Annotated in this window: 22 protein-coding genes and 1 other annotated feature; of the genes, 11 read left to right on the top strand and 11 right to left on the bottom strand. The window is 52.4% G+C overall.

Annotated elements, in window-relative coordinates; genetic code table 11:
• The first annotated feature begins 29 nt into the window (after positions 1 to 29).
• Positions 30 to 1,250: a fosmidomycin MFS transporter gene (fsr, locus tag OGY71_RS09470; protein ID WP_003021788.1), complete on the top strand. Its 1,221-nt coding sequence runs from the start codon at positions 30 to 32 to the stop codon at positions 1,248 to 1,250.
• A 225-nt stretch (positions 1,251 to 1,475) separates the two neighbouring features.
• Entirely contained in the window at positions 1,476 to 3,155 is a 1,680-nt protein-coding gene (gene ybaL / locus OGY71_RS09465) for a YbaL family putative K(+) efflux transporter (protein WP_003021783.1), read from the top strand.
• 45 nt (positions 3,156 to 3,200) lie between these two features.
• Here the strand turns inward: ybaL and gsk are convergent, their stop codons facing one another.
• Positions 3,201 to 4,505 carry an inosine/guanosine kinase gene (gene gsk / locus OGY71_RS09460; protein WP_003831054.1) on the bottom strand — a complete coding sequence of 435 codons (1,305 nt, stop codon included), beginning with the start codon at positions 4,503 to 4,505 and terminating at the stop codon, positions 3,201 to 3,203.
• Positions 4,506 to 4,657: 152 nt separating this feature from the next.
• On the opposite strand from gsk, the gene aes reads away from it, so the two are divergent.
• Entirely contained in the window at positions 4,658 to 5,617 is a 960-nt protein-coding gene (aes, locus tag OGY71_RS09455; RefSeq protein WP_003831053.1) for an acetyl esterase, read from the top strand.
• Here the strand turns inward: aes and hemH are convergent.
• The 8 genes from hemH to OGY71_RS09415 all read right to left on the bottom strand — a co-directional run bounded on the left by hemH (position 5,614) and on the right by OGY71_RS09415 (position 13,854).
• Complete coding sequence (gene hemH / locus OGY71_RS09450; RefSeq protein ID WP_003831052.1) at positions 5,614 to 6,576, bottom strand: ferrochelatase; 963 nt, start codon at positions 6,574 to 6,576, stop codon at positions 5,614 to 5,616. The two genes, aes and hemH, sit on opposite strands and share 4 nt — an antisense overlap.
• A 163-nt stretch (positions 6,577 to 6,739) precedes the next feature.
• Positions 6,740 to 7,384 (bottom strand): adenylate kinase, encoded by a 645-nt coding sequence (adk, locus tag OGY71_RS09445; RefSeq protein ID WP_003021773.1) that lies wholly within the window; start codon positions 7,382 to 7,384, stop codon positions 6,740 to 6,742.
• A 231-nt stretch (positions 7,385 to 7,615) separates the two neighbouring features.
• Positions 7,616 to 9,490: a molecular chaperone HtpG gene (gene htpG, locus OGY71_RS09440; RefSeq protein WP_032942554.1), complete on the bottom strand. Its 1,875-nt coding sequence runs from the start codon at positions 9,488 to 9,490 to the stop codon at positions 7,616 to 7,618.
• Positions 9,491 to 9,600: 110 nt separating this feature from the next.
• On the bottom strand, positions 9,601 to 10,206 hold the full coding sequence (gene recR / locus OGY71_RS09435; protein ID WP_003831050.1) for a recombination mediator RecR: 606 nt from the start codon (positions 10,204 to 10,206) through the stop codon (positions 9,601 to 9,603).
• Positions 10,206 to 10,535: a YbaB/EbfC family nucleoid-associated protein gene (locus OGY71_RS09430; protein WP_003021764.1), complete on the bottom strand. Its 330-nt coding sequence runs from the start codon at positions 10,533 to 10,535 to the stop codon at positions 10,206 to 10,208. Before OGY71_RS09430 ends, recR begins: the two co-directional genes overlap by 1 nt.
• Positions 10,536 to 10,592: 57 nt before the next feature.
• Positions 10,593 to 12,521 (bottom strand): DNA polymerase III subunit gamma/tau, encoded by a 1,929-nt coding sequence (gene dnaX, locus OGY71_RS09425; RefSeq protein WP_003831049.1) that lies wholly within the window; start codon positions 12,519 to 12,521, stop codon positions 10,593 to 10,595.
• Positions 11,196 to 11,260, bottom strand: a sequence feature (DnaX frameshifting element). (Overlaps the previous gene by 65 nt.)
• Positions 12,522 to 12,731: 210 nt before the next feature.
• Positions 12,732 to 13,283 (bottom strand): adenine phosphoribosyltransferase, encoded by a 552-nt coding sequence (gene apt / locus OGY71_RS09420; protein WP_003021759.1) that lies wholly within the window; start codon positions 13,281 to 13,283, stop codon positions 12,732 to 12,734.
• Between the two features lie 193 nt (positions 13,284 to 13,476).
• Positions 13,477 to 13,854, bottom strand: a complete 378-nt coding sequence (locus OGY71_RS09415; RefSeq protein WP_008783969.1) for a DUF454 family protein — start codon at positions 13,852 to 13,854, stop codon at positions 13,477 to 13,479.
• 69 nt (positions 13,855 to 13,923) lie between these two features.
• On the opposite strand from OGY71_RS09415, the gene priC reads away from it, so the two are divergent.
• Complete coding sequence (gene priC, locus OGY71_RS09410) at positions 13,924 to 14,451, top strand: primosomal replication protein N'' (protein ID WP_063941321.1); 528 nt, start codon at positions 13,924 to 13,926, stop codon at positions 14,449 to 14,451.
• Positions 14,452 to 14,465: 14 nt separating this feature from the next.
• A complete protein-coding gene (gene rsmS, locus OGY71_RS09405; protein ID WP_003021750.1) occupies positions 14,466 to 14,627 on the top strand; it encodes a pleiotropic regulatory protein RsmS in 162 nt (53 codons plus the stop codon).
• 75 nt (positions 14,628 to 14,702) lie between these two features.
• On the opposite strand, the gene mscK is transcribed toward rsmS, so the two are convergent.
• Positions 14,703 to 18,068: a mechanosensitive channel MscK gene (gene mscK / locus OGY71_RS09400; RefSeq protein ID WP_003831046.1), complete on the bottom strand. Its 3,366-nt coding sequence runs from the start codon at positions 18,066 to 18,068 to the stop codon at positions 14,703 to 14,705.
• 128 nt (positions 18,069 to 18,196) lie between these two features.
• Positions 18,197 to 18,847 (bottom strand): multidrug efflux transporter transcriptional repressor AcrR, encoded by a 651-nt coding sequence (gene acrR, locus OGY71_RS09395; protein ID WP_003831045.1) that lies wholly within the window; start codon positions 18,845 to 18,847, stop codon positions 18,197 to 18,199.
• 141 nt (positions 18,848 to 18,988) lie between these two features.
• Between acrR and acrA the strand changes: the two genes are divergently transcribed.
• The 6 genes from acrA (at position 18,989) to OGY71_RS09365 (ending at position 25,783) form a co-directional block, all read left to right on the top strand.
• Positions 18,989 to 20,182 carry a multidrug efflux RND transporter periplasmic adaptor subunit AcrA gene (gene acrA / locus OGY71_RS09390; RefSeq protein WP_003831044.1) on the top strand — a complete coding sequence of 398 codons (1,194 nt, stop codon included), beginning with the start codon at positions 18,989 to 18,991 and terminating at the stop codon, positions 20,180 to 20,182.
• Positions 20,183 to 20,204: 22 nt separating this feature from the next.
• Positions 20,205 to 23,354, top strand: coding sequence for an efflux RND transporter permease AcrB (acrB, locus tag OGY71_RS09385; protein ID WP_063941319.1), 3,150 nt, complete (start codon positions 20,205 to 20,207; stop codon positions 23,352 to 23,354).
• A gap of 488 nt (positions 23,355 to 23,842) precedes the next feature.
• Positions 23,843 to 24,217 carry an Hha toxicity modulator TomB gene (gene tomB / locus OGY71_RS09380; protein ID WP_003021733.1) on the top strand — a complete coding sequence of 125 codons (375 nt, stop codon included), beginning with the start codon at positions 23,843 to 23,845 and terminating at the stop codon, positions 24,215 to 24,217.
• A gap of 27 nt (positions 24,218 to 24,244) precedes the next feature.
• On the top strand, positions 24,245 to 24,463 hold the full coding sequence (gene hha / locus OGY71_RS09375; RefSeq protein ID WP_002892050.1) for a hemolysin expression-modulating protein Hha: 219 nt from the start codon (positions 24,245 to 24,247) through the stop codon (positions 24,461 to 24,463).
• Between the two features lie 181 nt (positions 24,464 to 24,644).
• Positions 24,645 to 25,196, top strand: coding sequence for a maltose O-acetyltransferase (gene maa, locus OGY71_RS09370; protein ID WP_003835924.1), 552 nt, complete (start codon positions 24,645 to 24,647; stop codon positions 25,194 to 25,196).
• Between the two features lie 116 nt (positions 25,197 to 25,312).
• Positions 25,313 to 25,783 carry a YlaC family protein gene (locus OGY71_RS09365; RefSeq protein ID WP_063941318.1) on the top strand — a complete coding sequence of 157 codons (471 nt, stop codon included), beginning with the start codon at positions 25,313 to 25,315 and terminating at the stop codon, positions 25,781 to 25,783.
• Positions 25,784 to 25,799 lie beyond the last annotated feature (16 nt).

The following is a 25,799-nucleotide window of genomic DNA, read 5'->3' as shown; positions in this document are numbered from 1 at the left end:
AATCGCAACCCAAACAGAAGTGACTTTCTATGGCAATAAGTGAACCAACCCAGCCTGTGGCTGGCGCGTCAGCGTCGGTTGCTAAAGCACGCACCTCATTTGGCATTTTAGGAGCGATCAGCCTCTCCCATTTGCTAAACGATATGATTCAGTCGCTGATTCTGGCGATTTATCCGCTATTGCAGTCAGAGTTCTCGCTAACGTTCATGCAGATCGGGATGATCACCCTAACCTTCCAGCTTGCTTCTTCGCTGCTGCAACCGGTGGTGGGTTACTGGACGGACAAATACCCGATGCCGTGGTCGCTGCCCATTGGGATGTGCTTCACGCTGAGCGGACTTGTTTTGCTAGCCATGGCCGGCAGCTTCCATATGGTGCTGCTCGCCGCGGCGCTGGTTGGCACCGGCTCTTCGGTATTTCATCCGGAATCGTCCCGCGTGGCACGCATGGCCTCCGGCGGTCGTCACGGCCTGGCACAGTCAATTTTCCAGGTTGGCGGCAACTTCGGCAGCTCTCTGGGACCTTTGCTGGCAGCTGTCATCATCGCGCCATATGGTAAGGGTAATGTAGCCTGGTTTGTTCTGGCTGCGTTATTAGCGATTGTCGTCCTGGCACAAATCAGCCGTTGGTACGCTGCGCAGCATCGGATGAGTAAAGGAAAACCGAAAGTCGCCATCGTAAATCCGTTACCGCGCAATAAAGTGGTGCTGGCGGTAAGCATCCTGCTGGTGCTGATTTTCTCCAAATACTTCTATATGGCGAGCATCAGCAGCTATTACACCTTTTATCTGATGCAAAAATTCGGATTATCGGTACAAAACGCCCAGTTTCACCTGTTTGCCTTCCTGTTTGCCGTCGCGGCCGGGACGGTGATTGGCGGACCATTGGGCGATAAAATTGGCAGAAAATATGTTATTTGGGGGTCTATCCTCGGCGTTGCGCCATTTACCCTCGTTTTACCCTACGCAACGCTGGAATGGACCGGGATTTTAACCGTGATCATTGGTTTTATCCTCGCATCGGCGTTTTCTGCTATTTTGGTCTACGCACAGGAACTGCTTCCTGGGCGTATCGGCATGGTTTCTGGGCTATTTTTCGGTTTTGCCTTTGGCATGGGCGGCTTGGGAGCCGCGGTGTTAGGGCTGATAGCCGACCATACCAGCATCGATTTGGTCTACAAAATATGTGCTTTCCTGCCACTTCTGGGGATACTGACCATATTCTTACCTGATAACCGACACAAAGCCTGATTTTCTGACGGCCAAAAGTAAATTTTGGCCGTCATTACTTGCAGTAGCCATCAGCCTTTACCTCTCACATATCACCGTACTTTTCCGATCCGTGCTTTTTTGCGCGTAAAATCCCGTTTTCTTCAAAATTCAATAATTATTCATAAACATAAACATTAAAATTGTCATAAACTATTACTCGTAGTTTGGGTTTTTAGGATCATCACAGCAACCAAAGGAGACGGAATGCATCACGCCACCCCGCTTATCACCACCATTGTCGGCGGCCTTGTGCTCGCTTTTATATTAGGCATGATTGCCAATAAACTGCGTATTTCTCCTCTGGTGGGATATCTGTTAGCGGGCGTTCTGGCCGGTCCATTTACACCTGGTTTTGTTGCTGATACTAAGCTCGCGCCTGAGCTGGCTGAGCTTGGCGTTATTCTGCTGATGTTCGGCGTGGGGCTACACTTTTCGTTGAAGGATTTGATGGCGGTAAAGTCTATCGCCATTCCCGGCGCGATTGCCCAGATAGCGGTGGCAACGCTGCTGGGTATGGCGCTTTCAGCCGTATTAGGCTGGTCGCTGATGGTGGGGATCGTGTTTGGTCTGTGTCTTTCAACCGCCAGTACCGTGGTGCTACTGCGCGCGCTTGAAGAACGACAGCTCATTGACAGCCAGCGAGGGCAAATTGCCATTGGCTGGCTGATTGTCGAAGATCTGATGATGGTGCTGACGCTGGTTCTCCTGCCAGCCGTCGCCGGGATGCTGGAAAAAGAAGATGTCGGCTTCGCTTCGCTGGCCGTCGATATGGGCATTACCATCGGTAAGGTGGTGGCGTTTATCGCGATTATGATGCTGGTGGGTCGTCGCCTGGTACCGTGGATTATGGCCCGCAGCGCCGCAACCGGTTCACGCGAACTGTTTACCCTCTCAGTCCTCGCCCTCGCCTTAGGCATTGCCTTTGGCGCAGTAGAGCTGTTCGATGTCTCCTTTGCGCTGGGCGCGTTCTTCGCCGGTATGGTGCTGAATGAATCTGAACTAAGCCACCGTGCGGCGCATGATACCCTGCCGCTGCGCGATGCGTTCGCCGTGCTGTTCTTCGTCTCCGTCGGGATGCTGTTCGATCCGTTAGTTCTGATCCAGCAGCCGTTGGCGGTACTGGGCACGCTGGCGATTATCATCTTTGGTAAATCCCTTGCCGCCTATTTCCTGGTGCGCCTGTTTGGTCACTCCCAACGCACGGCGCTCACTATTGCCACCAGCCTGGCGCAGATTGGTGAATTTGCCTTTATCCTGGCGGGTCTGGGAATGGCGTTAAACCTGCTGCCGCAGGCCGGACAGAATCTGGTACTGGCGGGGGCAATCCTGTCCATCATGCTCAACCCGGTGCTGTTCGCGGTGTTAGAAAAATATCTCGCCAAAACAGAAACGCTGGAAGAGCAGACGCTGGAAGAGGCTATCGAAGAAGAGAAGCAAATTCCGGTGGATATCTGCAATCATGCCTTGCTGGTTGGCTTTGGTCGCGTCGGCAGCCTGCTGGGTGAGAAATTGATGGCTGCAGGGATCCCGCTGGTGGTGATCGAAACCTCACGTACCCGGGTGGATGAACTGCGCGAGCGTGGGATCCGCGCGGTACTGGGAAATGCCGCCAACGAAGAGATTATGAATCTGGCGCATCTGGATTGCGCGCGCTGGCTGCTGCTGACCATTCCCAATGGTTATGAAGCGGGTGAAATTGTCGCTTCTGCACGTGAGAAATGCCCGTCGATTGAGATTATCGCCCGCGCGCATTATGACGATGAGGTGGAATATATTACCGAACGCGGCGCCAACCAGGTCGTCATGGGTGAGCGCGAAATCGCCCGTACCATGCTGGAGCTGATTGAAACGCCGCCTGCAGGTGAAGTTGCTACGGCCAGTTAGTGTCCGTGCCGGATAGCGTTATCGCTTATCCGGCCTATGCAAGATTTAACGGTCCCAGTACGACTCTTCCAGACTGTCTTCACGTTCCGGCAAACCGCGCGTCAGGCGCGGTGAATGCTGGTTCAGCACCTGATAACTCACGCGATTAGCATATTTACACACCTGGGCTAACGACGAATAGGTCAGCCAGGTGAACTTGTGCTTGCTGGAGTTAGGCACGTTGCTGCGGTGATAGCTGTTGGCGGTAATATCATGCAGCAATGCCGCCAGCGCGCCATCACCTGCGCCGTTGGTGTTCATTATCTTTTCAGGTCCGCCCATATACGGTGCGATGTGCGAATACACGCGCAGCGGATTGGTACAGTCTTTATGGCGCATGGCGCGGCTGAATTCGTACTGGTTAAATTCGGCAATAGCACCGGGCAGCAGCGGATGCTGGGTTTTACGTTTGACTTCTTCTTCCGTAAAGCCCGCCATATACAGACCCGCCGGACCCGCCGTGCACAGCACCAGATCCACCCAATCCAGCGCCTTGTCAGATGCCAGCAGCGGATCGTTCTCGCCAGTCAGCGCTTCAGCCTCTTCTTCATTCATCGCCAGAATAGAGACATGCTCTTTCAGGAATGCCTGCCACCACTGCGGGTTATCGGCAATGACGAATTTGGTGCCCAGGGTCAGAACCACCGGCACATTGTGTTTTTTGGCATATTCAATCGCCTTCATGGTCGCTTCCGGCATCGGCTCACCCGGCTCGCAGCGCACCAGATAAGACGTCAGCACCAGCGCGGATGCTCCGGCAATCACCGATTCAGGGATGCTCTCCGCCCGTAGCTTATTCATATGCCCAGGGCTGATTGCGAAGGTACGCTCACCTGACTCGCCAATCAGCGTAAAGCAGCGGCCAATCGGTCCGTTAACGCCTTGCAGGTAATTCAGGTCGGTACGGCTGGAGGTATTGCATAAATAGCGGTACGCATAGCTGCCAATCTCGATATTGCTGCACATCACGCCCAGCAGCACCGAGCGATCATCCGCCAGCACAGAGTAGTTGTGCATCGTGTTACCGATAGTACCGCCCGCAAACTGATGGGTGATCAAATTTTCACGCACCAGTTCCTGGTAGAGCGCTTCTGCGACATCATCGGCAATCACCAGAGAATGCCCGGCGCTTAATCCATAACGTTTTACAAAGTCATCATCCACTTTGGCTTCAATATCCACCAGCGTCTGGTCGATGCCCACCACCCAGGCTGCGCTGGTTTCATTTTCTGGCTGAATTTGTTGCAGCAACGGATCGCGCGCGCTGACGGGAAAATAGTGTTTGGATTTGCGTTTACCGGGAAATTTCATGGTCGATTTTACGGGTGGTTAACTGAGCGATGCATGGTAGCACATTCCCTGCCACGCATGCGATGCGGCGCTAAGTTTCAATATCAGACGGTGAGATCGCAGTTTAAACGGGATTAATTTCTACAATAACTCACCTTCACAAGGAGCGTTTTATGAAGCCGGAAAACAAGATCCCCGTACTCGACAGAATTTCGGATGAAATGAAAAGCGTGGTGAATTTTCATCGCGACGATCTGCCGCCGTGGCCCGCTGCAGATGACTTCGTGGCCCAGCGCCAGCACTACATTCATGAACGGCAGCTGTGGAATGCCGATGCCCCAGAGATGAATACCCGCGAATGCGTTATTTCTACCGCATGCGGCCCCGTGGCCACACGTATTTACTCACCGCAGCCCCATAGCCTGGCAACGTTGTATTATCTGCACGGCGGCGGTTTTATTCTCGGTAATCTGGATACCCACGACCGTATTATGCGCTTGCTGGCGCGCTATACGCAGTGCACGGTAATTGGTATCGACTATTCGCTTGCGCCAGAAGCCCGTTTCCCGCAAGCCATCGAAGAGATTGCCGCCGTCTGCCAGTATTTTCATCAGCACGCTGGCGACTATTCTCTTAATGTGAATCATATCGGTTTTGCGGGCGATTCCGCCGGAGCCATGCTGGCGCTTGCCAGCGCGCTGTGGCTACGGGATAAACGCATTGTCTGCGGCAAGGTGGCTGGGGTGCTGTTGTGGTATGGGCTTTACGGCCTGCAGGATTCACTGAGCCGACGGCTGATGGGCGGAGCGTGGGATGGGTTAACCCGCGAGGACTTGCAGATGTACGAAAACGCGTACCTGCGTAGCGCTGACGATCGCGAGTCACCGTATTATTGCCTGTTTAATAACGATCTGACGCGTGACGTGCCGCCGTGTTTTATCGCCGGCGCTGAGTTTGATCCACTGATTGACGATAGCCGCTTACTATTCCAGACGTTGCAGGCGCATCAGCAGCCCTGCCAGTACAAAATGTACCCCGGCACGCTACACGCCTTCCTGCACTATTCGCGAATGATGAAAACCGCCGACGATGCGTTGCGGGAAGGCGCTCGTTACTTCAGAGCCCAGCTTTAACGGTAAGCGTCGGTCAGTTTAACCATCATTTCGATATGTTCCGGTGCGGCATTAAGCGCCGGAATATACTCATATTGCTTACCGCCAGCCTCAAGGAAAATTTCCCGGTTTTGTACCGCTATCTCTTCCAGCGTTTCGAGGCAATCTGCCGAGAAGCCCGGACACATAACCTGGATATGTTGTGTCCCTTTCTCCGCCAGCATTTTTAACGTTTCGTCGGTATATGGCGTCAGCCATGGTTCGCGACCAAAGCGAGACTGGAAGGTCATCATTACTTTTTCTGGCGGCAGGCCAAGCGCTGAAACCAACTCTCGGGTGGTATCACGACAGCGCTGCGGGTAGTCATCTCCTTCATCGGCGTACCGCTGCGGAATGCCGTGGTAGGAGAGCAGCAGCAAATCAGGTTCACCGTGTTGAGCAAATGAATCCCGGGCACTCTTCGCCAGCGCATCGATGTAGCTGCTGTCATCGGCGTAATCACGAATAAATGAAACGCCAGGAATACCGCGTTTACGCGCTAAGATACGCGCCAGTTCGTCCCAGACGGCCGCCACCGTCGAACAGGAATATTGCGGGTACAGCGGTAACACCACCATGTGTTCAACCCCGCTTGCCAAAAGTTCATCGACCGCGCTTTCAAGCGACGGCGAACCGTAGCTCATTCCCAGCGCAACAGGGGTATTTGGTAGGCGTTCTGCCAGCGCACGCTGTTGTGCCTTGCTATAAACCATCAGCGGGGAACCGTCTTCCATCCAGATTGACTGGTAAAGCTTGGCTACGCGTGGCGCACGCAACGGTAAAATCACCCCGCGCAGAAGCGGCCACCACAGTGCAGGTGACGTATCAACTACGCGTGGATCGCTTAAAAACTGGCGCAGGTAGCGCTTAACGGCTTCGGGGGTTGGGGCATCGGGAGTGCCGAGGTTTGCCAGCAGGATACCGGTTTTCGTCTGACGCATTACCGCCTCTTATCGATTCAAATTGTTGATAATTGTAGCGGAAAAGCGATAAAGAAGAACTAATTGCTGTGAGAGGTAAGACGAGAATTTGCCTGATGGCGCTACGCTTATCAGGCCTACGCGATAATGGCAGGCCTGATAAGAGGTTTATTACGCGAAAAAATTAGCCGAGGATTTTTTCCAGCGCTGCGCGCACGTCAGCAACGGCCTGAGTGCCATCAACTTTCGCGTATTTGGTGTTACCCGCCTGCGCTTCTTTAGAGTAGTAGCCGATCAGCGGAGCTGTCATCTGATGGTATTCCACCAGGCGCTTACGTACAGTTTCTTCCTGATCGTCTTTACGGGTGGTCAGCTCTTCGCCGGTCACGTCGTCTTTACCTTCAACCTTAGGCGGGTTGAATTTGATGTGGTAAACGCGGCCAGAAGCAGCGTGTACGCGACGACCCACGATACGGTCAACGATCAGTTCGTCAGGAACATCGAACTCCAGAACGTAGTCCACGTTGATGCCCGCTTCTTTCATGGCGTCTGCCTGCGGAATAGTACGCGGGAAGCCATCCAGCAGGAAACCATTACGGCAGTCTTCCTGAGCAATACGCTCTTTTACCAGCGCGATCACCAGCTCATCAGTCACCAGCTTACCGGCGTCCATGATGTCTTTCGCTTGTTTGCCCAGCTCGGAGCCAGATTTCACGGCAGCACGCAGCATATCACCGGTGGAGATTTGCGGAATACCATACTTCTCCATGATGAACTGAGCCTGAGTTCCTTTACCCGCGCCCGGAGCGCCAAGCAGAATGATACGCATTACGAAAATCCCCTTAAAGGTTGTCGATATTTTTTAAAAAGCGCTAAACGATACCACCATCACGCAATTGGCTCAAGAAAGACGCCCGACGCTGAAACGGTTAACGGTGGGAAAATTAAAAATAAGGCGAGAAAATGCCGGATGGCGGTGGAAACACCGTATCCGGCATACTATTACGAGATGCTGTAGGCCGGATAAGCGTTAGCGCCATCCGGCATTACATTACGGGTATCAGGACACCAGCAACTGGTTCATACGACGGATGAACTGGTTAGGGTCTTCCAGCGTGCCGCGCTCAGCAAACAGCGCCTGATCCAGCAGCAGTTCGACCCACTCTTTAAACTGCGCTTCATCCTGGGTATCCGCCGTGCGTTTTACCAGCACGTGGTCCGGGTTGAGTTCAAAGATATATTTCACTTCCGGTACGGCCTGGCCCGCAGCGGCAAACAGTTTCGCCATCTGGGTGCTCATTTCATCCGCATCGGTGGTGACGATGGCTGGCGTGTCGGTCAGACGGTGAGTCAGACGCACTTCTTTCACGCGGTCGCCCAGCAGGGTTTTCACGCGCTCAACGAACGGCGTCAGCGCTTTTTCCGCTTCTTTTGCCGATTCATCAACTTCATCCGCCAGCTTGTCGATGGACTCGTCAGCTTTAGCAACAGACTGGAATGCCTTACCGTCGAACTCGGTCAGGTAGTTCATCATCCACTCATCGATGCGGTCAGAAAGCAGCAGGACTTCAATGCCTTTCTTACGCAGCAGTTCCAGGTGCGGGCTGCTCTTCGCTGCCGCATAGCTGTCTGCGGTGATGTAGTAGATTTTCTCCTGCCCTTCTTTCATACGCGACACGTAGTCTTCCAGCGACACGGTCTGTGCGGAGGAGTCAGTGTGCGTAGACGCGAAGCGCATCAGCTTAGCGATCGTTTCCTGGTTGGCGTGATCTTCCGCCGGGCCTTCTTTCAGTACCAGGCCGAACTGTTTCCAGAAGGTCTGGTATTTTTCCGCGTCGTCTTTCGCCAGTTTTTCCAGCATCTGCAGTACGCGTTTGGTCAGCGCGCTGCGCAGGTTACGGGTGACTGTGCTGTCCTGCAGGATCTCACGGGAAACGTTCAGCGGCAGATCGTTGGAATCTATCAGACCGCGCACAAAGCGCAGGTAGTTCGGCATGAACTGCTCGGCGTCGTCCATGATGAACACACGCTGGACGTACAGTTTCAGGCCATGCTTGTGATCGCGGTTCCACATATCCCACGGAGCCTGGGACGGGATGTATAGCAGGCTGGTGTACTCCTGCTTACCTTCCACACGGTTGTGGCTCCAGGTCAGCGGGTCAGTGAAGTCGTGGGCGATGTGCTTGTAGAATTCGTTGTACTCGTCGTCTTTGATTTCCGACTTGTTACGGGTCCACAGCGCCTGTGCCTTGTTGATCTTTTCCCAGGAAACCACGGTCTCGCCGTCTTTCTCTTCGGATTTTTCGATCTCTACCGGCAACGCGATATGGTCGGAATATTTGCTGATGATGGAACGTACGCGCCAGTCATCAAGGAACTCATCTTCGCCTTCACGCAGATGCAGGGTGATTTCGGTGCCGCGATCGTCTTTGGTGATGTCGGCAACGGTGTACTCACCTTCGCCCGCAGATTCCCAGAACACGCCGTTTTCCGGCTTATCGCCCGCAGCACGGGTACGCACGGTGACTTTGTCCGCCACGATGAACGCAGAGTAGAAGCCCACCCCGAACTGGCCGATCAACTGGCTGTCTTTCGCCTGATCGGAACCCATGGATTCGAGGAAAGATTTAGTACCGGATTTCGCAATGGTCCCCAGATGATCGATAACGTCATCACGGTTCATCCCCACGCCGTTATCGGCAATGGTCAACGTACGCTTATCTTTATCGAAGGAAACACGTACACGCAGCTCACCGTCGCCTTCATACAGGTCCGGGTTAGACAGGGCGCGGAAACGCAGCTTGTCTGCCGCATCCGAGGCGTTAGAGATAAGCTCACGCAGGAAGATTTCTTTATTGGAATACAGAGAATGGATCATCAGGTGCAGAAGCTGTTTTACTTCTGACTGAAAACCACGAGTTTCTTGTCCTTTCATGTAGATCTACCTCAACAAAGCCATTTTCAATGGTAAAAACACGTTGAGGGTGAAATGGGGACAAGCGGGAAGGATTTCAAGCGGAAGCCGCCGTCGCGGCCTCCGTTTGTTCAGAATTTAATCTTGTGTCGTCCTGCCAGAGAGTGCGACAGCGTAGTGCCATCGACCATTTCCAGCTCGCCGCCTACCGGAACGCCATGGGCGATACGGCTGGCTTCAACGCCATATTGCATGCAAAGCTCAGCAATATAGTTGGCGGTCGCCTCTCCTTCGACCGTGGGATTGGTCGCCAGGATCAGTTCGTTGATTTGCTCAGACTCCAGTCGCTGTTCGAGACGATCCAGCCCGATATCATCAGGGCCAATACCGTCCAGCGGCGACAGGTGTCCCATCAGCACGAAGTAACGTCCGGAAAACTGCCCGGTTTGCTCAATGGCGTAGATGTCCGCCGGACTCTCCACCACACAAATCTGACCGTTTTCCTGGCGACGCGGGTTCGAGCAAATGTTGCAGACGTCTTGCTCTGTGAAGGTGCGGCAATCGGCACAGTGGCCGATTTCTGACATCGCCTTCGTTAACGCCTGTGCCAGACGCATCCCGCCGCTGCGATCGCGCTGAAGTAGCGTGAACGCCATGCGCTGCGCCGACTTCGGGCCAACGCCGGGCAGACAGCGCAGTGCTTCCATAAGCTGAGTTAACAGCGGGCTGGTTTGCATCAGAACGGCATCTTAAAGCCAGGCGGCAGCTGCATTCCGGAGGAAACAGAGGCCATCTTCTCTTTCTGCGTCTCTTCAATGCGACGCGCCGCGTCGTTGAATGCCGCAGCAACCAGATCTTCCAGCATCTCTTTGTCGTCTTCCAGCAGGCTTGGATCGATCTCCACGCGACGGCAGTTGTGCGCGCCGTTAATGGTCACTTTTACCAGACCCGCGCCAGATTCGCCGGTCACTTCCAGCTTGGCGACTTCTTCCTGCATCTGCTGCATTTTTTCTTGCATCTGCTGGGCCTGTTTCATCAGGTTACCCAGACCGCCTTTACCAAACATAGGCTTCTCTCTCAATCACGTTAAGGGATGACGACCGTCAAACCATTAGGCTGACGATCAAATGGGGCGAATACTCTCTTCGTCCAGCTCCGCATCGAAAAAACGACGCAGCGTCTGGATGTTATTATCCGCAATAATCGACTCACGCGCCTGCGCGAGCTTCTCTTCATAAATGGCCTGACGCCACTCCAGCGGCGTACGCACCGCTGGATTATCATCTTCAACGATGGTCAATTCAACCGTTGACCCCGTTAAGGAACTCAGAGCTTCGGCCAGTTTTTGCTGCGCACCGCTGGAATTTAGGTGTCGCTGCGTGGAACGCAGATGCAGGCAAACTACGTTGCCATTCTCTTCTTTCCAGGCATTAAGCGCCACCTGCTCCACCAGTTTAGGCAGCGAGAGCTGACTCACCTGGGCGGCCCACGGGTCGCGTTCAATGGCTTCAGCCGCAAGCTTTGCCGCCAGTTCCGGCGTTTTTTCATGCTCAAGCGCTTTTTTCAGCGCTTTCGGCGTGGCAACGACTTCTTTAACTTCTGCAACAGGATTGGTCGCTTTCCAGCGATACGCTTCTTTCTTCGCCGGTGCTTTTTCCAGCGCAGAGACCGCCGGACGCGCCTGAACACGTTCCGACACCGAAGCCAGTCTTTCCAGCGCAGCATTATTCACCGGCCGCGCGCGGGAAGCGGCTGCCGGTTCACTCTTTTTTGCTTTGGTTGCTCCCTGAGCGCGTTGCAACTGGCTACGCGCCGCCAACACCTGACTGGTGGCATCGGAGAGCGGCACATTCTGTTGCTGTTGTGCAGGTGCAGGCTGCTGCTGCACCTGCGTCGGGGTCATCACCGCAGTGGGTGCGACCGGGGCAAACGACTGTCGTGGAACTTCAGGTTCCGGGAGCGGCATGCGCGGATGAAAAGCCAGCGCACGCAGCAGCGTCATTTCGACGCCCATTCGCCTGTCCGGCGCATATGGCAGTTCCTTGCGCCCGATTAACAAAGTTTGGTAGTAAAGCTGCACATCGGTTGGCGGAACAATTCGCGCCAGTTCACGCATACGCTGTTCAATGGCGGCCATATCGCTGCCGAGCGCGGCAGGCGAAAGCTGAACCATGGCAATACGATGCAGCAAAGCCGACATCTCAACCAGCAGCGCTTCCCATTCGATACCGCGCGCGGCGGCGTCGTTTACCAGCGCCATCACGCGTTCGCCGTCCGCAGCCACAACCGCTTCAACGAGCGAGAGCGCCTGGTCGTCGTCCAGCGTGCCGAGCATAGTGCTGACCGCCTCGGTCGAGACCTGGCCATCGCCGCTGGCGATCGCCTGATCGGTCAGGCTCAGCGCATCACGCAGGCTGCCGTCCGCGGCGCGAGCCAGCAGTTGCAGTGCACGTGGTTCATGGGCGATATGCTCTTCTTTGAGGATATGCTCAAGCTGATGACGAATCTGTTCGACATCCAACGCTTTAAGATGGAATTGCAGACAGCGCGACAGGATAGTCACCGGCAGCTTCTGCGGATCGGTAGTCGCCAGCAGGAACTTAACGTGCGCGGGCGGCTCTTCGAGCGTTTTCAGCAAGGCATTAAAACTGTGGCGCGACAGCATGTGCACTTCGTCGATCAAGTAGACCTTAAAGCGACCGCGCGCAGGCGCATACTGGACGTTATCCAGCAGGTCACGGGTGTCTTCGACTTTGGTGCGTGAGGCGGCGTCGATTTCAATCAGATCGACAAAACGCCCCTGCTCGATTTCCCGGCAATTATCGCACACGCCGCACGGCGTAGCGGTGATGCCGGTTTCACAGTTTAATCCCTTCGCCAGCAAGCGGGCGATAGAGGTTTTCCCGACGCCACGGGTGCCGGAAAACAAATAAGCATGATGAATACGCCCTAACGACAAGCCGTTCGCCAGTGCCGTCAGCACATGTTCCTGGCCGACGACGTCAGCAAAGGTTTGTGGGCGCCATTTTCGGGCTAAGACCTGATAACTCATTGGCAGGCTCTGAAAGGCTGGAGGGTGGATTCACAGGGGGATAATGCTAACACAACCTCGCAGCGACGGCGAGGTTGACACGTTATATTCGGGCGTTATCGTTGCAGTCAGTTTGGTTTCGGGCAGCGCACAGAAACCGGAGCGTACACGCAGTACGTGAGGATTTCGAGCACTGACCGGGGCCAAAATGGCAAAAAAGATAGCCCTAAATTAGTGGCCCGGGAATGGAACCAGGCTATAACAGGTAAGCCCCTGTTTTTCCAGACGCTGTTCGCCGCCCAGATCAAACAGGTTAATGATAAAAGCAGCATCGGTAACTTCACCACCCAGACGGCGGATCAGCTTCACAGTCGCTTCAATCGTGCCGCCAGTTGCCAGCAGGTCGTCCACAACCAGCACTTTATCGCCAGGTTTGATGGCATCAACGTGGATTTCCAGCTGATCGGTGCCGTATTCCAGCTCATAGGTCTCAGCAATAACTTCACGCGGAAGCTTACGGGGTTTGCGTACCGGAACAAAGCCGACGCCCAGACCCAACGCTACCGGCGCGCCAAACAGGAAGCCACGCGCTTCGGTGCCAACCACTTTAGTGATACCCGCATTTTTGTAGCGTTCAACCAGCAATTCAATGCTGAGGGCGTAGGCTTTCGGGTCTTCCAGTAAACTGGTGACATCACGAAAGAGAATGCCCGGTTTTGGGTAGTCGTGGATGCTTTTGATGCTATTTTTGAGAAACTCAAGCTGCTGTGCTGTCGCGGTCATAAGTTTGTGCCTGATTAATACAGTATTACTTCACGGCGCACTAAACACTTCATCCTCGACGAATCTTGAATGATTTTGTGTCTATATAAGAGCCAAGGTTACACTTGCTTAACCTTTGACCACCTGCGCCTGTGCTCGAAAACGGTCGAATTTACTGGCTGTGAGAGACAATTGCAACAGCGATTATTGCGCTTTACTGCTTTTGTTGTTTTTCATCAATCACCGGGATCCGCCACATAAAAATCAGTAAACAGGCGAGAATAACCAGCAGCAGGCCGCGTACCCACATCATATTGACCAGCCACAGTGAAATACCAAACGTCACCAGGATCAACAAAATAGCGCGCGGTTTTGCTCCCGGCGGCATCGCACGGTGTTTTTGCCAGTGGCGCAAATACCCACCGAACCACGAACGGTAAAGCAACCAGTCGTGAAAACGCGGCGATGAGCGGGCAAAACACCAGGCAGCCAGCAGTATAAACGGCGTCGTCGGCAACAGAGGCAATACTACGCCCAGCGTACCTAGCACTACCGCTATCCAGCCAATGATGATTAGAATAATGCGTTGCATAATATGAGTACTTAACACAGAGAATCGCTACTTTAGCATAACGGTTCTCATTTTCATCGGAGTGTTGTTGTGAAAACCGCCATGCTGTTACAGACGCTCGAAAACCAGCTTAACCGCCTGCGACAGCGTTGTGCTCCGCTGGCGCATCACACAACGCTTAGCGCCCGCTTTGACAGGCATCTGTTTCACACGCGCAGCACGTTGCTGCAGGCTTGTCTGGATGAGGCTGACGATAATCTTACTGCCCTGCGTCGTGCCGTTGAACAGCAACAACTCCCGCAAATCACCTGGCTTGCGGAACACCTTGCTTCACAGTTAGAGGCGATTTCACGTGAAACCGCCAGTTGGTCCCTTCGAGAGTGGGACAGCGCTTCTCCAGGTCTGGCGCGCTGGCAGCGCAAGCGGGTCCAACATCAGGAATTTGAACGCCGCCTGGTTGAAATGACGCGTGAACGCAAAGAGCGTCTGGCTCAGGCTACCGGCTTTGAAGAACAGCAAAAACTGCATCGTGAAGTAGAAGCATTCGAGGCGCGACTGGCGCGCTGTCGCCATGCTCTGGCAAGAATAGAAAACGTGCTGTCGCGTTTAACCCGTTAATCCCCGGAGAATTTATGTCATTAGAGAACGCCCCGGACGAGGTCAAACTGGCCGTCGATTTGATTGTTTTACTTGAGGAAAATCAGGTTGCGCCTGAAACCGTACTGAAGGCGCTGGAGATTGTTAAACGGGATTACGAAAAGAAACAGCTCTCTTCTTCAAAAAACGCGCTATAGCTGAAATGCCTGAAAGCGTTGCACTTATCAGGCCTACGAATGAATCGAAGCTCGCAGGCCTGATGAGTTTTTCTATTAACCTACCGAAGGCGTCGGATCATCACCTTTAATGATGTCACGCTTAACCTCGGTCACGGTATCACCTTTCGCGTTATGCAGGTGCACTTCGAGCTGGTTAAAGGCGATATCAATGTCGTTTTCACGGCACAAACGATCGACCGCACGGTTCAGTTCATCAACCGTGTGGCTACGATCGCGCAGTTCACGCACGTATAAACGCAGTTCATGATCCAACGTGCTGGCGCCGAAGGCGGTAAAGAACACTGCAGGCTCTGGATCGTGCATCACTTTCGGGTGTTCCATCGCCGCCTGCAGCAGCACTTTCTTCACTTTATCCAGATCCGAACCGTAGGCCACGCCGATGCGGATCACCAGACGCGTGGTGGTATCGGAAAGCGACCAGTTGATCAAACGCTCCGTCACAAATGCTTTGTTCGGGATGATCACCTCTTTGCGATCGAAGTCGGTAATAGTGGTGGCACGGATACGGATCTTGCTGACCGTTCCTGAGAACGTACCGATAGTCACGGTATCGCCGATGCGGACCGGGCGTTCAAACAGAATAATCAGACCCGAAACAAAGTTACCGAAGATTTCCTGCAAGCCAAAACCAAGACCAACCGACAGGGCTGCTGCCAGCCACTGTAGCTTATCCCATGAAACACCGAGCGATCCGAAGACCGTCATCGCGCCGATGGCGATGATCGCGTAGTTAAGGATCGTGGTGATCGCATACGAAGCACCCTGACGCATCTTCAGTCGCGACAGCACCAGCACTTCCAGCAGGCCGGGTAAGTTACGGATCAGCGCCCACGCGACCATTGAGGCAATAACCGCAAACAGCAGACTGCCCATGGTGACGTCTTTCACCACCGCAGCTCCCGCTTCGGTGCCGTTGTAATGCCAGAGCGTAATGCTATCGAGATAACTGAACACGGTGATTAGATCGGACCAAATTGCCCAGAACAGAATACCAAACAGGGCAACCATCACCAGCATTGTTATACGCAGCGTTTGCTGGTTAACCTGCTCAAGCGCAATGGTCGGTTCTTCCTGCGGCTCGGCTCCTTCCGCCCCTTCTTTCACCAGGTTCTGACGACGCGCTAAGGCACGGCGCCAGGCGATACGACGTGCCGCCACACTCAATCCACGCAGTACCGTCTGATACAGCAGGTTCCAAAGGATAACCAGATAGACCGTTTCAATCCAACGGCCGGCCAGGCGCAACGTGGTGTAGAAATACCCTGTCGCCGTCAGCACCATTAATGCAATCGGGATAATTGAGAGGACGGTAATAGTGACCAGACGCAGGCCATGTGACTCTTTGTCACGCCAGCTTTCGCGGCACATTGGCCATACCAGGAAGGCGATCAGCAGCAGGTTGAGGAAAATAACTACCTGACCCAGCACATCGTCCATCAAATTAAGCGGCGACAGTTCAGCAATGACCGACCAGAAGTTAAGCGGCAACAGCGCCAGGCTAATACGCACGATCTGGCGGCGCCAGTGGCTGGTCTGCTGCGCTGGCATGCCAAAATGACGTATCGCCACGCCATCTTTTTCCAGCACCTTCCAGCACAGACCAAACACCAGCCAGAAGACTGTCATCTTCTTACTGAACGCCCACAGCAGGTCGCTGATATTCAACTGCATGGTAAGCAGAATCAGGCCCACGGCGAGGATAATCAGGCACGCCGGCAACGCTCTGATCAGATCGATCAGTATCGCTTTTGGCGTATTGAGCTGACTGTCATTACGCAGATTCCCTACTGCGGCGGCTAATTTCGCCTGATACTCTTTCAGCCATTTCAAACGCCAGCGGATTAACCCGGCAATAAGCAGCAGCGGCAGGCCCGCCAGGAACGCAATAAAGACCGCTGGCCAGGCTTTTTCCCAGTTCACTGTGATTTTCATCGACTTAAACTGGTCTTTGAGCGTTTGCGGGAAGGCTTTGATCCAGTCCCAGTCCATCGGACGGTTACTATTAACCCAGAAGATTTGCTGCGTGAGGATCCCTTTCAGGTTCTTCGACACGCTCATTAGCTGCTGTTGATTGATTTGCAGGTTAATCGCCATCATCAACTGGTTGCCCAGCTGCTTGTTCAGCTGATCCAACAGTTCACGGCGCATATCCACAACCTGCAGCAGGGCATCATGGACTTCACCATTCACTTCGTTGCTGTGCCCTTCTTCCAGTTTGGCGACAAACGCATCGTTCTGGAATAGCGCATCACGCTGCTGGTTGATTTCAAACTGCTCCAGACGCAAATCGGCGATCCGGTTGGTCATATCGGCAAGTTCATCCGCCGACGGCAGTGTTTGTTGTTGCTGATACAGAATACGCGACAGCAGCAGGCTGCCTTTCAGGACGGCGATCTGTTCTTTAATATTGCGTTCGGATTGCAGCGCGCGGTCAAGCCAGTTTTTGACTTTGATATTCTGCTGCATCAGGTTGTTGCCGTTTTCGGTCGCGGCAATCAGGCGCTGGCTGAGCTGATGGTTAACATCCAGTTCCTGCTTCACTAACGGATTTGACTGAATACGCTCGGCTTCATCCGGCGTTACCGCTTCCTGAGCCGTCTTTTCGGTTAACGTCAGTCGTTTGCTGTTCACCGCTTCTTGCAGGAGCTGGAGCTGATGTTCAAGCCGGTTACTGTTAGCTGTTACGTAATCACGTTGTTTTTGCAAGGTATCCTGCAAAACAGTATTGCCTTCCAGGCTCTTACGCTGTTGGTCGATCTGCGCATTCAGCAGCGCCTGCTGCGCCTGCAGCAACACCTGCTGGCTGGGGCGTAACGCCGCCTCTCCCACATTGGTGCCATCGAGTCGATTGCGGATTTGCTGCATTTGCTGCGACGCGGTGTACATCGCATTCTGCACACGCTCTGGCTGCGTCTGGAGCGACACCAGTTGGCTGTTGTAAGCGGCAAGATCGTTTTGCGCACTTTGCAGGTCATCCAAAACCTGTGCCACGCGCGACTCAAGCTGTCGCAAGGAGAGTGTACTCAGCGTCTTTCGCGTTTCATCGTCGTTATCGACATCGCTGAGCGAATTTAACGCATCCGTCGCCTGACGCATTTTCTCCGGTGCCTGGGCAACTTTCTGGCGAAGCTGTACGGTCTCATCTTTCACGCGATCGATTTTATCCAACGTGGCGATGGTATCGATGAGATCCTGTTGGACCAGCTTATCCTGCGCGGAGAGATCTTTTTGTTTACTCAGTGCGTCCAGTTGGCTCTGAATATCCGCTTTCGTCGGCAGTTCACCACTCTGTTGCGCCCGCGCAAAAGCAGACGACTGGCAAGATAGCAAGAGAATGAAGAAAAGAATGGTAATAGCAATAAGATGCTGTGAACGTTTATAGAGCTGCAACATAGTCATGAGAATGAACGTTTCTGAACCGGAAAAGTGACCGAAAATAGTCAAGCGGCAAGAATATCACGGCTGTGACCGGCAGAATAGCAGCAGGCAAAACGACCAGGAGAATTCCTGGTACAGGCCCAAAACGTTTAGTGTATTTCCGCCACGCCAAGCCGCAGAGTTGGGCACATAAGGCACATCTCCAGCAGCACAGCCACGTATTCCCGAGCTTCTTTTTTCAGATCAAACGATTCGGGGGCAAATAACCAGTTTTCTATGATTCCGGTAATGTAGCTACGCAACAGGACCGCCACGCGACGGGTGTTCAGGTTTTCCGGCAGCATATTGGCATCCATACAGTGCCGCAATGTTTGTTCGATACGATCGTAATTTTCAATACAAAGATGGCGTTGAGCTAACTGAACAGAGGCCATTTCCCCGACAAATTCGCATTTGTGGAATATAATTTCCAGCAACAAACGTCGGCGTTCTTCTGTCACGGTAGCTTCAAGAACGTAAATTAAAATTTCTCTTAATACTGATAGTGGATCGTCGGGGAATTTTGCCTGATACTCAGTCTCTAACTCATCAATGTTAGGTTTTGCTAGCTCCCAGATTTCACTGAATAAATCCGACTTGTTTTTGAAATGCCAATAAATCGCGCCGCGCGTGACACCAGCGGCTTTTGCAATCTCCGCAAGCGAGGTGGATGATACCCCTTGTTGCGAAAACAAATGCAGAGCAACATCGAGAATATGCTGTCGTGTTTCCTGTGCTTGTTGTTTGGTTTTTCGTGCCATATGTCAGTGAATTTACAGGCGTTAGATTTACATACATTTGTGAATGTATGTACCATAGCACGACGATAATATAAACGCAGCAATGGGTTTATGGGCTTTAAGCCATTGATCAATTTGAAATCGGACACTCGAGGTTTACATATGAACAAAAACAGAGGGTTAACGCCTCTGGCAGTCGTTCTGATGCTCTCAGGCAGCTTAGCGCTAACAGGATGTGACGACAAACAGGCCCAACAAGGGGGCCAGCAGATGCCAGAGGTTGGAGTTGTTACACTCAAAACTGAACCTCTACAGATAACAACCGAGCTTCCGGGTCGCACCAGTGCGTTTCGCATCGCAGAAGTTCGCCCTCAGGTTAGCGGTATTATCCTGAAGCGTAATTTCACCGAAGGTGGTGACATCGAAGCGGGTGTATCTCTCTATCAGATTGATCCTGCGACTTACCAGGCCGCTTACGAAAGCGCAAAAGGCGATCTGGCCAAAGCACAAGCCGCAGCAAATATCGCTCAACTGACGGTTAAACGTTATCAGAAACTGTTGGGTACCAAGTACATCAGTCAACAGGATTACGATAGCGCGCTGGCAGACGCACAGCAGGCAAACGCCGCCGTTGTTGCCGCGAAAGCCGCGGTAGAAACAGCACGCATCAATCTGGCCTATACCAAAGTGACGTCGCCGATCAGCGGCCGCATTGGTAAATCATCCGTTACGGAAGGGGCTCTGGTGCAAAACGGTCAAGCGACCGCACTGGCGACCGTTCAGCAGCTGGACCCGATCTACGTGGACGTAACGCAGTCAAGCAACGACTTCCTGCGCCTGAAACAAGAGCTGGCCAACGGCACGCTGAAGCAAGAGAACGGCAAAGCGAAAGTCGAACTGGTAACCAATGACGGCATTAAATTCCCGCAGTCCGGCACGCTGGAATTTTCTGATGTGACGGTTGATCAAACCACCGGGTCGATTACGTTACGCGCAATCTTCCCTAACCCGGATCACACCTTATTGCCGGGTATGTTCGTCCGTGCACGTCTGGAAGAAGGGATTAACCCAACTGCATTACTGGTTCCACAGCAAGGCGTTACCCGTACACCGCGTGGCGATGCCAGTGCATTGGTTATCGGTGCAGACAACAAAGTTGAAACTCGTCAAATTGTCGCCGCACAAGCGATTGGCGACAAATGGTTAGTCACTGATGGACTTAAGCCGGGCGACCGCGTGATTGTTACTGGGCTGCAGAAAGTACGTCCTGGCGCGCAGGTAAAAGCGCAGGAAATCACCGCTGATAACAACCAGCAAGGCCAAAGCGGTAGCCAGCCTGAACAGTCCAAGTCTTAACTTAAACAGGAGCCGTTAAGACATGCCTAATTTCTTTATCGATCGCCCAATATTTGCGTGGGTGATCGCCATTATCATCATGTTGGCAGGGGGGCTCGCGATCCTCAAATTGCCGGTAGCGCAATATCCGACTATTGCACCGCCAGCAGTGACGATCTCCGCGACCTACCCTGGCGCTGATGCCAAAACAGTACAGGATACTGTTACGCAGGTTATCGAACAGAACATGAACGGTATCGATAACCTGATGTACATGTCCTCTAACAGTGACTCCACGGGTACCGTGCAGATCACCCTAACCTTCCAGTCTGGTACTGATGCGGATATCGCGCAGGTTCAGGTGCAGAACAAACTGCAGCTGGCCATGCCGTTGCTGCCGCAGGAAGTACAGCAGCAAGGGGTTAGCGTTGAGAAGTCATCCAGTAGCTTCCTGATGGTTGTCGGTGTTATCAACACCAACGGCACCATGACGCAGGAGGATATTTCCGACTACGTTGGCGCCAACATGAAGGACGCTATTAGCCGTACTTCAGGCGTGGGTGATGTTCAGCTGTTTGGTTCTCAGTACGCGATGCGTATCTGGATGGATCCGAACAAACTGAACAACTTCCAGCTGACGCCGGTTGATGTAATCAGCGCCATCAAGGCGCAGAACGCCCAGGTTGCAGCCGGTCAGTTAGGTGGTACGCCACCGGTTAAAGGCCAGCAGCTTAACGCGTCAATCATCGCGCAAACCCGTCTGACCTCCGCTGATGAGTTCAGCAAAATTCTGCTGAAAGTGAATCAGGATGGTTCCCAGGTTCGTCTGCGTGACGTGGCGAAAGTGGAACTGGGCGGTGAGAACTACGACATCATTGCGAAGTTCAACGGTAAACCGGCATCCGGTCTGGGTATCAAGCTGGCGACAGGTGCTAACGCCCTGGATACAGCAAACGCTATCCGCGAAGAACTGAAGAAGATGGAGCCGTTCTTCCCGTCAGGTCTGAAGATCGTTTACCCATATGACACCACGCCGTTCGTGAAAATCTCTATTCACGAAGTAGTAAAAACGCTGGCGGAAGCAATCATCCTCGTGTTCCTGGTAATGTATCTGTTCCTGCAGAACTTCCGCGCGACGCTGATTCCGACTATCGCCGTGCCGGTGGTGCTCTTGGGTACGTTTGCCGTCCTTGCGATTTTCGGCTTCTCGATAAACACCCTGACGATGTTCGGGATGGTACTCGCCATCGGCCTGCTGGTGGATGACGCCATCGTTGTGGTCGAGAACGTTGAACGTGTAATGGCTGAGGAAGGACTACCGCCGAAGGAAGCAACGCGTAAATCGATGGGCCAGATTCAGGGCGCACTGGTCGGTATCGCGATGGTACTGTCAGCGGTATTTATCCCAATGGCGTTCTTCGGTGGTTCTACCGGTGCAATTTACCGTCAGTTCTCCATCACCATTGTTTCTGCGATGGCGTTGTCTGTACTGGTGGCATTGATTCTGACCCCTGCCCTGTGTGCGACCATGCTCAAACCGATTGCTAAAGGCGATCACGGAGAAGGCAAAAAAGGCTTCTTCGGCTGGTTTAACCGCATGTTCGATAAGAGCACGCATCATTACACCGATAGCGTGGGCGGTATTCTGCGCAGCACCGGTCGTTATCTGGCGCTGTATCTGATCATCGTCGTGGGCATGGCCTATCTGTTCGTTCGTCTGCCAAGTTCGTTCCTGCCAGATGAAGACCAGGGGGTATTCCTTTCTATGGCTCAGCTGCCAGCGGGTGCAACGCAAGAGCGTACCCAGAAGGTGCTGGACGAAATGACGGATTACTACCTGACCAAGGAAAAAGCGAACGTTGAATCGGTGTTTGCCGTTAACGGTTTCGGTTTTGCTGGTCGTGGTCAGAACACCGGTATCGCGTTCGTTTCTCTGAAAGACTGGAGTGAACGTCCAGGCGAAGAGAACAAGGTTGAGGCGATTACTCAACGTGCGATGGGCGCATTCTCGCAGATTAAAGACGCTATGGTCTTTGCCTTTAACCTGCCAGCGATTGTGGAGTTAGGGACCGCGACCGGTTTCGACTTCCAGTTGATTGACCAGGCTGGTCTGGGCCATGAGAAGCTGACTCAGGCGCGTAACCAACTGTTTGGTGAAGTTGCGAAGCATCCTGATCTGTTAGTCGGTGTTCGTCCTAACGGTCTGGAAGATACGCCGCAGTTCAAGATCGATATCGATCAGGAAAAAGCGCAGGCTCTGGGCGTTTCCATTAGTGATATTAATACAACGCTGGGTGCAGCATGGGGCGGAAGCTACGTGAATGACTTCATCGACCGTGGTCGTGTGAAGAAAGTTTACGTCATGTCTGAAGCGAAATACCGTATGTTGCCGGAAGATATTGGAAACTGGTACGTCCGTGGTAGCGATGGACAGATGGTACCGTTCTCCGCCTTCTCTACCTCACGTTGGGAATACGGCTCGCCGCGTCTGGAACGCTATAACGGTTTGCCTTCCATGGAAATCTTAGGCCAGGCCGCTCCGGGTAAAAGTACCGGTGAAGCCATGGCAATGATGGAGCAACTGGCCAGCAAACTGCCTTCCGGTATCGGTTATGACTGGACCGGTATGTCCTACCAGGAACGACTGTCCGGCAACCAGGCCCCTGCCCTGTATGCCATTTCACTGATCGTCGTGTTCTTGTGTCTGGCAGCGTTGTACGAGAGCTGGTCAATTCCGTTCTCCGTAATGCTGGTGGTACCGCTGGGTGTTATCGGTGCATTGCTGGCGGCAACGTTCCGCGGCCTGACCAACGACGTTTACTTCCAGGTAGGCCTGCTCACAACCATTGGGTTGTCGGCGAAGAACGCGATACTTATCGTCGAATTCGCCAAAGACTTGATGGATAAAGAGGGTAAAGGTCTGATTGAGGCGACGCTGGACGCAGTACGCATGCGTTTACGTCCAATCCTGATGACGTCATTGGCCTTTATTCTGGGCGTAATGCCGCTGGTCATCAGCTCCGGCGCAGGTTCCGGTGCACAGAACGCCGTTGGTACTGGCGTAATGGGCGGGATGGTGACGGCAACCGTGTTGGCGATCTTCTTTGTTCCGGTGTTCTTTGTGGTGGTACGCCGCCGCTTTAGCCGCAAAAATGAAGATATTGAGCATAGCCACTCAGTAGAGCATCATTGATACATCTCTAAAGATAAGGCCGCGCAAGCGGCCTTTTTTCTGAAAAAATCATAAAAATCACTTATTGCCATTCCGTTTATTTTCTATCGGATAAATAAGCGATATAATCCTTGCAGCCTTAAAGGCTATTCTTAAAAAAACAGCGAGAGTTCTTATTTACTTTAATAAATATTAAGATTATTCCTATCCACTGGTTCACATTGTCGGTTGTTGCCTTTCGTTGCTAAACCTAAACAAGATAACCCGATGATTGCCCGAAGAATAAAGAAATTGTCCCATTTCGAATAGCGGCATTTATCTGTTAAAATGTAAAAATGACGTAGCATCATAATTTTACATAATTGTAATTTTTCGTGATATGACGATGAAATCTTTTTTAGAGTAGATTATAGTTAAATCATCAGGAGTCGCGGGCAAGTTCCAGGTAGTTGTTGTATCCATCCCGAAAGGTGTTCGGTTAGTTTAAGCCACTAAGAAGGGGATGCGTTATGGATGAATACTCACCCAAAAGACATGATATCGCGCAGCTTAAATTTCTCTGCGAAACTCTGTATCATGACTGTCTTGCAAACCTTGAACAAAGTAACCATGGCTGGGTTAATGACCCTACCTCTGCAACCAGCTTGCAGCTCAATGAACTGATAGAGCATATTGCAACCTTCGCACTTAATTATAAAATTAAGTACAATGAGGACAATAAGCTGATCGCGCAGATAGATGAATACCTGGATGACACTTTTATGTTGTTCAGCAGTTATGGTATTAATACGCAGGATCTGCAGAAATGGCGGAAGTCAGGTAATCGACTGTTTCGCTGTTTTGTCAATGCCACCAGGGCTAATCCTGTTAGTTTGTCTTGTTAAAAATTATTACAATCATAGGTAAGAGTTATGTCCGATAAACCATTAACTAAAACAGATTATTTGATGCGCCTGCGACGTTGCCAGACAATTGATACGCTAGAGCGCGTTATTGAAAAAAATAAATATGAATTGTCCGACAACGAACTGGCTGTATTTTACTCAGCAGCAGATCATCGCCTTGCTGAATTGACCATGAATAAGCTTTACGACAAGATTCCAACTTCTGTTTGGAAATTCATTCGCTAATTGCACTCAAGGTTAAGTCAGGTATAGCGGTACCGTTGTCTGGCTGACCATTTTCGTATTTACAATGGTTATTTAATTCAAATCGCGTGACTATGATCACAGCAAAGAAGCGGGAACGTTCCCCTTGTCTGCATTACGTTTTACTGTGCTGAAATAACCTTCAGTACACAGGGAATTCGTAATGCGTAATGAAAAGCAAAAAATGATCGCCGGCGAATACTATCGCCCGGCAGATGAAACGCTGCGCAGTGACCGACTACGCGCTCGTCAGTTGATCCATCGCTACAATCTCACCGCTCCCGATGAAAAAAATGAGCGCCAGGCAATCCTGCATGATCTGTTAGGTCAGAGTGAGGGGGCCTATATTGAACCCTCTTTCCGTTGTGATTACGGTTATAACATCTATCTTGGTAAAGACTTTTACGCTAATTTCGACTGCGTTATGCTCGACGTCTGTCCAATTCATATTGGCGACAACTGCATGCTGGCACCAGGCGTTCATATCTATACCGCGACCCATCCGCTGGATGCTACCGAGCGCAACAGTGGCCTGGAGTTCGGGAAGCCCGTGACTATCGGCAATAATGTCTGGATAGGTGGCCGTGCAGTGATCAATCCCGGCGTCACGCTGGGCGATAACGTGGTTGTGGCATCAGGCGCAGTGGTCACTAAAAGCGTTCCGGCAAACACCGTGGTTGGGGGCAATCCCGCAAGGATCATCAAAACGCTGTGATCTTAAATGTAACTGTTATGCTAAATTGCGGTTAATCTGTTACTTTCTTCAAATGGTATCCCCTTTTAAAATAGGGCGATCCCTCCTGAATTTTGCAGATATCACGAAGGCAAGAGATGACAGAAATACAGCGCCTGCTTACTGAAACAATCGACGACTTAAATATTCGCGAGAAGCGCGACAACAAACCGCGCTTTAGCATCAGCTTTATTCGCAAACACCCAGGGCTGTTTATCGGCATGTATGTTGCGTGGTTTGCCACGCTGGCGGTGATGCTACAGTCAGAAACGTTAGTCGATTCGGTATGGCTGCTGGTGGTACTGTTCGTTGTACTCAACGGCTTTTTCTTTTTCGACGTTGCGCCACGATACCGCTTTGAAGATATCGACGTTCTGGATTTTAGAGTTTGCTATAACGGAGAATGGTACAACACGCGCTTTGTCCCCTCCTCGCTCATCGATACTATCCTGCACTCACCGTCCGTGGATAGCGAACATAAAGCACAGCTGCAAAAGATGATATCGCGCAAAGGCGAACTCTCGTTTTACGATGTCTTTACGCTTACCCGCGCCCAGAACAGCCAGTAACGGCATCTCAGCACAG

Origin of the sequence: Citrobacter sp. Cpo109 (assembly GCF_030332565.1) — a bacterium.
GTDB lineage: Bacteria > Pseudomonadota > Gammaproteobacteria > Enterobacterales > Enterobacteriaceae > Citrobacter > Citrobacter portucalensis.
This window is presented reverse-complemented; position numbering and strand designations above follow the sequence as displayed.

Bases quoted from the DNA above. Each gene is read 5' to 3' on its own strand.
- fsr (WP_003021788.1), top strand. From the start codon at position 30: ATGGCAATAAGTGAACCAACCCAGCCTGTGGCTGGCGCGTCAGCGTCG.
- ybaL (WP_003021783.1), top strand. From the start codon at position 1,476: ATGCATCACGCCACCCCGCTTATCACCACCATTGTCGGCGGCCTTGTG.
- gsk (WP_003831054.1), bottom strand. From the start codon at position 4,505: ATGAAATTTCCCGGTAAACGCAAATCCAAACACTATTTTCCCGTCAGC.
- aes (WP_003831053.1), top strand. From the start codon at position 4,658: ATGAAGCCGGAAAACAAGATCCCCGTACTCGACAGAATTTCGGATGAA.
- hemH (WP_003831052.1), bottom strand. From the start codon at position 6,576: ATGCGTCAGACGAAAACCGGTATCCTGCTGGCAAACCTCGGCACTCCC.
- adk (WP_003021773.1), bottom strand. From the start codon at position 7,384: ATGCGTATCATTCTGCTTGGCGCTCCGGGCGCGGGTAAAGGAACTCAG.
- htpG (WP_032942554.1), bottom strand. From the start codon at position 9,490: ATGAAAGGACAAGAAACTCGTGGTTTTCAGTCAGAAGTAAAACAGCTT.
- recR (WP_003831050.1), bottom strand. From the start codon at position 10,206: ATGCAAACCAGCCCGCTGTTAACTCAGCTTATGGAAGCACTGCGCTGT.
- OGY71_RS09430 (WP_003021764.1), bottom strand. From the start codon at position 10,535: ATGTTTGGTAAAGGCGGTCTGGGTAACCTGATGAAACAGGCCCAGCAG.
- dnaX (WP_003831049.1), bottom strand. From the start codon at position 12,521: ATGAGTTATCAGGTCTTAGCCCGAAAATGGCGCCCACAAACCTTTGCT.
- apt (WP_003021759.1), bottom strand. From the start codon at position 13,283: ATGACCGCGACAGCACAGCAGCTTGAGTTTCTCAAAAATAGCATCAAA.
- OGY71_RS09415 (WP_008783969.1), bottom strand. From the start codon at position 13,854: ATGCAACGCATTATTCTAATCATCATTGGCTGGATAGCGGTAGTGCTA.
- rsmS (WP_003021750.1), top strand. From the start codon at position 14,466: ATGTCATTAGAGAACGCCCCGGACGAGGTCAAACTGGCCGTCGATTTG.
- mscK (WP_003831046.1), bottom strand. From the start codon at position 18,068: ATGACTATGTTGCAGCTCTATAAACGTTCACAGCATCTTATTGCTATT.
- acrR (WP_003831045.1), bottom strand. From the start codon at position 18,847: ATGGCACGAAAAACCAAACAACAAGCACAGGAAACACGACAGCATATT.
- acrA (WP_003831044.1), top strand. From the start codon at position 18,989: ATGAACAAAAACAGAGGGTTAACGCCTCTGGCAGTCGTTCTGATGCTC.
- acrB (WP_063941319.1), top strand. From the start codon at position 20,205: ATGCCTAATTTCTTTATCGATCGCCCAATATTTGCGTGGGTGATCGCC.
- tomB (WP_003021733.1), top strand. From the start codon at position 23,843: ATGGATGAATACTCACCCAAAAGACATGATATCGCGCAGCTTAAATTT.
- hha (WP_002892050.1), top strand. From the start codon at position 24,245: ATGTCCGATAAACCATTAACTAAAACAGATTATTTGATGCGCCTGCGA.
- maa (WP_003835924.1), top strand. From the start codon at position 24,645: ATGCGTAATGAAAAGCAAAAAATGATCGCCGGCGAATACTATCGCCCG.
- OGY71_RS09365 (WP_063941318.1), top strand. From the start codon at position 25,313: ATGACAGAAATACAGCGCCTGCTTACTGAAACAATCGACGACTTAAAT.